A 7,802-nucleotide genomic window follows, 5' to 3' on the forward strand; every position below is an offset into this window, starting at 1 on the left:
AAAAATCCTATGGAATATTTAGATTTTGAGCTTCCAATAAAAGAACTAGAAGAACAGTTAGACAAGTGTCTTATTATTGGTCAAGAATCGGATGTTGATGTAACGAATACTTGCAAACAAATCAACAAAAAGTTAGAAGAGACTAAGAGACATATTTATAAAAACTTGACAGCTTGGCAACGTGTCCAGCTATCAAGGCATCCAAGCCGTCCTTATACAATGGATCACGTGCGTGCTTTGTGCGGTGATACTTTCTTGGAGCTTTTTGGCGACAGAGGTTTTAAAGATGATAAAGCCATGATTGGCGGTTTAGGTAAAATTGACGGACAGTCATTTATGATTGTTGGTCAACAAAAAGGATTTAACACTAAGACACGTCAGTTCCGTAATTTCGGAATGGCAAATCCTGAAGGATATAGAAAAGCATTGCGATTGATGAAAATGGCAGAGAAATTCGGTATTCCTGTTTTGACTTTGATTGACACTCCGGGAGCTTATCCGGGATTGGAAGCAGAAGAACGTGGACAAGGTGAAGCTATTGCCAGAAACATATTTGAAATGATTCGTTTAAAAGTGCCTATTATCACAGTAATTGTTGGTGAAGGAGCTTCTGGAGGAGCATTAGGAATAGGTGTGGGTGACAAAGTGTATATGATGGAAAACACGTGGTATTCTGTTATTTCACCAGAATCTTGTTCGTCTATCTTATGGAAAAGCTGGGAATATAAAGAACAAGCAGCTGAAGCATTAAAATTGACTTCATCTGACATGAAAAAACAAAAATTAGTGGATGATATCATTCCGGAACCTTTAGGTGGAGCACACTATGATAGAGAGACTGCTTTCAAAACAGTGGAGCAATATATCATGAAAGGATTTAATGAATTGAAAGACTTATCAACAGAAGAATTAATAGCCCAAAGAATGGATAAATACTGTAAAATGGGCGAATATAAAGAGTAAAATCTTACAAATTAATCTTTAATCCGAAGCCTTACCGTTTCGGATTTTTTTTTGGTTATAAACAAAAAATAGTTACTTATGAACAATTATTTGTAACAACTCAATGACAATAATTTTTTAATTTTTGCTACTTTCGCTCTATGGAAAACTTCAGAAATATAAACCCTGTAAAGGTGGATAAAACAACAATTATAAGCTTAGAAAAAGGGAAATTGCCTCCTCAGGTTCTCGATTTAGAAGAGGCGGTGCTGGGTGCCATGATGATTGATAAAAAAGGGGTTGATGATGTGATTGACATTTTGCAACCTGATGCTTTTTACAAAGATGCACACAAACATATTTTTGAGGCTATCGTTCAACTGTTTACAGAAACACAGCCTATTGACTTATTAACCGTTTCAGCCCAGCTTAAGAAAAATGCAAAATTAGAGTTGGCAGGCGGTGATTTTTACTTAATTCAACTAACGCAGAAGATTTCCTCTTCGGCACACATTGAATTTCACTCCAGAATCATTTTGCAAAAATTTATTCAGCGTAGTTTGATTCGAATATCTTCAGAAATCATCGAAGAATCCTATGATGAAACAACAGATGTTTTTGATTTATTGGATAGAGCTGAATCTAAATTATACGAAGTAACACAAGGAAACATTAAACGTAGTTCCGAAACAGCGCAGAGTTTAGTATTGCAAGCCAAGAAAAGAATCGAGGAAATTGCAGGTCAGGAAGGACTGAGTGGTGTTGCAACAGGTTTTGATAAATTAGATAAGATTACCTCAGGTTGGCAACCAAGTGATTTAATTATTATTGCAGCGAGGCCAGCGATGGGTAAGACCGCATTTGTATTATCGATGGCACGAAATATGGCAATTGATTTTGGAATGCCAGTTGCCTTATTCTCTCTTGAGATGGCATCGGTTCAGTTGATCACCCGTTTGATTTCTTCTGAAACTGGTTTATCTTCTGAGAAATTGCGTACTGGAAAACTGGAAAAACACGAATGGGAACAATTGAGTACCAAAGTTAAGAATTTAGAAAAAGCACCTTTGTTTATTGATGATACGCCTTCCTTGTCTATTTTCGATTTAAGGGCTAAAGCGCGACGTTTGGTTTCACAGCATGGTATCCGAATTATCATTGTCGATTACTTGCAATTGATGACTGCCGGAGGAAACGGAAAAGGTGGAGGAAATAGAGAGCAGGAGATTTCTACGATTTCCCGAAACTTAAAAGCATTGGCAAAGGAATTAAATGTTCCGGTTATTGCTCTTTCTCAATTGTCGCGTGCGGTGGAAACTCGTGGTTCGAGTAAAAGACCTTTGCTTTCTGACCTTCGTGAATCTGGGGCGATTGAGCAGGATGCCGATATTGTATCGTTTTTATACCGTCCTGAATATTATAAAATTGATGAATGGGATGATGATGAAGCTTCCCCTACAACTGGTCAGGCAGAAATAATGATTGCTAAACACCGTAATGGTAGTATTGAAAACGTTCGATTGAAGTTTATTGGACATTTAGGTAAGTTTGATAATCTGGAAGATTTCAGTGGTGGTTATGATGATTTACCGTCTAGTATGAATCAAGAAGATAATCCTTTTATCACTAAAAATCTCCCTTCGGCTAATGAAGCTTTTGGAAGTAATTTGAATGATTTGGATGATGATAGTGACGTTCCGTTTTAGAAAATGAAACAAGTAAAATATTATTTTTTAAAATATATAATTAAAAAGCTTTAATCATTTATCTGATTCAGGCTTTTTAATTTTGCAATACATAGGATGTATTTTGTTAAAACAATAAAAAGTAGTAGTTTAGCTATCGATTTTTATTTTTAAATATAGTGTTGACCAAAACCTAAAACCTATGTCACAAGAAACTACTTCTGAAAACCATAAACAAACAAAAACTGTAAATGCAATTCCTTTAAAAACTGCACAAAAATGGGCCAAACGTTGGACTAAAAAAGAAGGAGATTACAACAAACACCATCATGTTAATGCTTTTTTGATTCCAAAAGTAGATTTACTGGAAGTATTGGCTGAAGGTGTTGATGCCGTTAGAGCTTACATTGGGATAGATGATGATAATGTAGAGAAATTGATGATCGTAGGTACTAAATACGATCCTGTAACAAAAATTTATGTAGACATGATTACCGTTGGGGTAGGGAATGCGACTGCCGAGGAAGATAATATTTATGATTTTTCAACGCCTTGCCCACCAGCGGGGGATCCTGAAAGTCCTTTAAATGTATAGTTAAAATGTATTATGTACTTGTAAATATTGGTTATTTAATTTTATTTTTTAATCTGATACTATTTATAAAAGGTTTTGCCAATCAAGGCAAAGCCTATAAAATCTTCACTTGGTATTTGGGAGTGGTTTTTACTATACAAATCATATCGAATATCTTTATGAGAATGAATACTAACAACTTATTCTTGTCTCATTTCTATTTTATTGGCCAATTTATTTTATTGAGTTTTTTTTATATAACGGTTCTAAAAGAAGAGTTTCAAAAGAAGCTGGTGAAAGCGGGTTTGGTAATAGGATTATTGGCTTTATCTATACAATATGCGTATGATACCAGCCTGTTTTTTAAATTTAATTTATTCGAAATATTCATCACCTCTTTTTTGCTAATCATTTATGCCACCATTCATTTTTATAATATGCTGAATGAAAAAAAGGAATTTTATTATGTTAATGTTGGGCTTATGATATATCTATTAGGAAGCACGATATTATTTCTTGTTGGTAATTTAACAGCTGTTTTAAGTCCAAAAATGAGTTTGTTTACCTGGATATTGAATGCTTTGCTTATTATTATAAATCAATTTTTTATTTTAATAGAATGGAAAAAAAGTTTTTATAAAAAGGAAATTAATACCGCTTTATGAAAGTAAACACACTACAAGAAAGTGAAATAATTGAAATCGTAATTTATAGTTGTGTCGCTTTTCTTTTAATGGGATTTGTTTTGATATTGTTTTTCTATTTTTCAAGAAAGAAAATTATTCAAAAGGAATTAGAAAAAAAAGATTTAGAAATTCAGTATCAAAAAGAACTTTTGAGCGCTGTAATTATTACTCAAGAAGAGGAACGCAAGCGTATTGCACAGGATTTGCATGACGATATTAGTTCTAAACTGAATATAGTTTCTTTGAACAGTCATTTGCTTACAACACCTAATTTAACCGAAAATGAGGTAGCTGAAGTCACAACCAATATCATTAATCTTACGACCAAAGCATTAGATAATTCAAGGAAAATTGCACACGGTTTGTTGCCTCCAGTATTGGAAAAATTTGGATTGCATGCAGGTGTTGAAGAATTGTGTTTGGAATTTAGCAGTTCCAAAGCTGTAAAAGTAAATTATGAAAATAAAACTGCTTTTGATATTACTGACAATGATAAACATTTACACGTATTTAGAATTTTACAAGAGCTGATGAACAATTCGTTGCGTCATGGAAAAGCATCCTTTATTTCGATTGTTTTTGAAAATAAGAATGAAAAGAATTGGTGTTTTTACACGGATGACGGAATTGGTTTTGAAATGAAAAACAATGAAAATCAGAAAGGTCTGGGAATGAAAAATATAGAAAGCAGAATAGCTTTTTTAAACGGTAAAATGACCTTGGAGTCATCGATAAATAGAGGTATTTCAGTAGTTTTTAATTTTTAAAGAATGAACAAAACTATAAAAATAATATTAGTGGATGACGAGATTCTTTTTAGAAAAGGAATCTCTTTTTTATTGGGTCGTGAAACAAATATTGAGATTATTTTTGAAGCTTCTAATGGAGATGAATTGATTTCTTTCCTCCAAAACAATAAAAATAATCATCCTGATATTATTATCATGGATTTAAAAATGCCAATAATAAATGGAGTTGAGGCAACTAAGATTATTCGAAAGGAATTTCCGGAACTAAAAATCATCGCGCTGACCAGTTATGATTCTAAATCTTTTGTTGCTAATATGATTGATGTAGGTGCTGTTTCGTATTTGATAAAAAATGCAACGCCACAAGAATTGCTGACTACAATAAAAGAAGTCGCCTCAAAGGGATTTTATTACACGGATTATGTCATGAAAATAATTCAGGCTGATGTATTGACTAATAAGAAGACCAAGAGTAATTTTGACAGCAACTTTCTTAGTCCACGAGAGATTGAAGTGCTTAAACTTATTTGTATTCAAAAAAGTACGGTGGAAATTGCTGAACAACTTTTTATAAGTCCGAGAACAGTAGAAGGACATAGAAATAATTTGTTGCTGAAAACCGAATCCAGAAACATTGCCGGTTTAGTGGTTTATGCTGTTCAGAACGAATTGATGTTGCTGAACGATTAATTCTATAAAGGGATTGTGAAGTTAATTTCTTTTTTTCAATGTTTGTATCAAGAAACCCTCTGTAATTTTTCTGTTCTTTTGTAGGTTTTAAATCGGAGTTTGTATTCGTTTAAATCCCTTTCGAAAACTGTTTCCAATAATTTTTTTACAGATTTTTTTCCACCAAAATCTCTCAAATAAGACAATAAAAAATCGGAAGCTCTAATTGTTTTAGACTCATTATCAAATTCGGTTTCCAGACGAATAAAATCTTTGGTAACTATAGTAAGTTGTTTCTCAATTTCTTCACAATCGAAATAATCAATAGTTTTTTTCTCCAAATTAATACTTCTCAATGCAAAATGGATTCTGTAATCGACTTTGTTTACAGCTAAGGTTTTTATAAAATCAGAGTAGAATGGATTTGTAATATATCCAAAACCAATTCTAAATTTGTATTTTCTTAAAATACCGTGTTCAATATCATTTAATGAAAATATGGCGCGTGCAATTTTGATTCTTTTCAGATTGAAAATTTCTTTTCCTTGTTTTGTTTCTTTTAAGTTGATGAGGTAAAAAGCATTATAAATATTTATCCAAAAAGTCTTTTTTAAATCATCTGTATTTAAACTTTTTTCAAGTTTTGCTTGTCTGATGTAAAAAAGTTGTCTCCGCAAGGTGACAGTATCTTTCCCTGATTTTGCAAGAGAAAGAATTTCTTCTGATAAAGTTGTGTAATAATTTTTCACAATAATGGGGTATTGTATTTATAACTTTAAAGAAATGTTAATTGAAAATAACCTGATAACACAAAACATAGAAGGTCATGATAAGTATTATTAAAATGACTATTGCAACATTTTTTATAAGATTCTTAATATTGACAGGTCTATTTTTTTCGGTAGAATTCATTGTTAAATTTTTCATCTTCATTGATTATAGGATATCTGCGAATTTAGGAATAGGAAATTGTTTGGCTATGCGTATTTTTACGTGTTTTGTCTATAAACTTATTTTTAGAATAGATTTAATCGTTAAATTTCATGAATTTGAATAGCTTACTTTCTATCTTTGAGGTATAAAAATTAAAAATCGATGTCGAAACCATTTCTATATATTCTTATTTTTTTGCTGAGTATAACAGCAAAAGCCTCTTTTATTTTGTTGCCAATGGATGAAACGAGTCAACAGAATCATCTAAAAGCATACGGAATTACATACTGGTGTTTGGATAAAAATTATAAAGCCAGTTGGTTGCTTAACTATCGAGGAGGTTCTTTTTTATTACCTGATGCGGAGGAAATTCGCAAAGAATGTCAAATTAGGGGAGTGAGTTTTGAGGTTATTTCCGATGGTGATGAATTGGCAATCCTGAATGAAATATCCAGTCCTTCCCAAAATATGGAATCTGTTGTACTGGAAAAAGCACCTAAAATTGCGGTTTATACTCCAAAAGGAAAACAACCTTGGGACGATGCGGTGACGATGGTACTGACTTATGCAGAAATTCCTTTTACTCCAATTTATGATGAAGAAGTTTTGAGTGATCAATTGTTGCTATATGATTGGTTACACTTGCACCATGAGGATTTTACGGGACAATATGGTAAATTTTATGGCGCTTATAAAAATGCACCTTGGTATATCGAGCAAAAGAAAGATTCAGAAACACTGGCAAGTAAATTAGGATTTCCTAAAGTGTCTCAAGAAAAAGGAGCTGTTGCTAAAAAAATCAGGGATTTTGTCATAGGTGGTGGGTTTATGTTTGCCATGTGTTCTGCAACGGATAGTTTTGATATTGCTTTGGCAGCAGATGGTGTTGATATTTGTGAAACCATGTTTGATGGAGACCCGAGTGAAGGAAATTATCAGTCAAAAATGAATTACAGCAATTCATTTGCTTTCAAAGATTTTACTTTAGAAAGAAGACCGGAACAATATGAATTTTCAGATATTGATATGACTTCGAAACGAAGAGTTCCTATGGAGAAAGATTATTTTACTTTAATGGAATTTTCGGCAAAATGGGATCCAATTCCTAGTATGCTTTGTCAAAATCATACCCAACTCGTAAAAGGGTTCATGGGGCAAACCACCGCATTTGATATTCCTTTAATTAAATCGAATATTCTGGTGATGGGTACTTGCGAGGTTAATGGTGAAGCACGTTACATTCATGGTCAAAAAGGGAAGGGAATGTTCACTTTTTATGGTGGTCACGACCCAGAAGATTTTCAGCACCAAGTGGGCGATCCACCAACGGTTTTGGATTTGCATCCTAATTCGCCGGGATATCGTTTGATATTGAATAATGTATTGTTTCCTGCAGCGAGAAAGAAAAAACTGAAAACGTAGTATAAAATAAAAGCCAATCGTAATCGTAGACTGCACCCAAAAGTTTAGACAAATTTATAATTAATTTTGATAATAATGAGCTCGATATTGTATCGGGCTCATTTTGTTTAAATTAGACTTGATTCTATCGTTATTGTAATAA

At 32.9% G+C, this 7,802-nt stretch carries 8 protein-coding genes; 7 read left to right on the forward strand and 1 reads right to left on the reverse strand.

Features of this window, described 5'->3' with window-relative positions; genetic code table 11:
• The first annotated feature begins 9 nt into the window (after positions 1-9).
• From QLS31_RS11300 to QLS31_RS11325, 6 genes are all read left to right on the forward strand, one after another.
• Positions 10-963 carry an acetyl-CoA carboxylase carboxyltransferase subunit alpha gene (locus QLS31_RS11300; protein WP_282743952.1) on the forward strand — a complete coding sequence of 318 codons (954 nt, stop codon included), beginning with the start codon at positions 10-12 and terminating at the stop codon, positions 961-963.
• Between the two features lie 140 nt (positions 964-1,103).
• Positions 1,104-2,648, forward strand: coding sequence for a replicative DNA helicase (gene dnaB / locus QLS31_RS11305; RefSeq protein WP_099716026.1), 1,545 nt, complete (start codon positions 1,104-1,106; stop codon positions 2,646-2,648).
• 181 nt (positions 2,649-2,829) lie between these two features.
• Entirely contained in the window at positions 2,830-3,222 is a 393-nt protein-coding gene (locus QLS31_RS11310; RefSeq protein WP_121341353.1) for a hypothetical protein, read from the forward strand.
• 5 nt (positions 3,223-3,227) lie between these two features.
• Positions 3,228-3,866 (forward strand): hypothetical protein, encoded by a 639-nt coding sequence (locus QLS31_RS11315; protein ID WP_282743953.1) that lies wholly within the window; start codon positions 3,228-3,230, stop codon positions 3,864-3,866.
• On the forward strand, positions 3,863-4,654 hold the full coding sequence (locus QLS31_RS11320) for a histidine kinase (protein WP_282743954.1): 792 nt from the start codon (positions 3,863-3,865) through the stop codon (positions 4,652-4,654). The genes QLS31_RS11315 and QLS31_RS11320 overlap by 4 nt, the downstream gene beginning before the upstream one ends.
• A 3-nt stretch (positions 4,655-4,657) precedes the next feature.
• Entirely contained in the window at positions 4,658-5,326 is a 669-nt protein-coding gene (locus QLS31_RS11325) for a response regulator transcription factor (protein ID WP_121341358.1), read from the forward strand.
• Positions 5,327-5,373: 47 nt separating this feature from the next.
• Here the strand turns inward: QLS31_RS11325 and QLS31_RS11330 are convergent, their stop codons facing one another.
• The gene (locus tag QLS31_RS11330; RefSeq protein WP_158589729.1) at positions 5,374-6,054 is read right to left on the reverse strand and encodes a DUF547 domain-containing protein; all 681 of its coding nucleotides are present in this window, start codon (positions 6,052-6,054) and stop codon (positions 5,374-5,376) included.
• Positions 6,055-6,400: 346 nt separating this feature from the next.
• Between QLS31_RS11330 and QLS31_RS11335 the strand changes: the two genes are divergently transcribed.
• Positions 6,401-7,660, forward strand: a complete 1,260-nt coding sequence (locus tag QLS31_RS11335; protein ID WP_099716020.1) for an asparagine synthetase B — start codon at positions 6,401-6,403, stop codon at positions 7,658-7,660.
• The last annotated feature ends 142 nt before the right edge of the window (positions 7,661-7,802 follow it).

The organism is Flavobacterium sp. XS2P24 (genome assembly GCF_030010285.1).
Classification (GTDB): Bacteria; Bacteroidota; Bacteroidia; order Flavobacteriales; family Flavobacteriaceae; genus Flavobacterium; species Flavobacterium algoritolerans.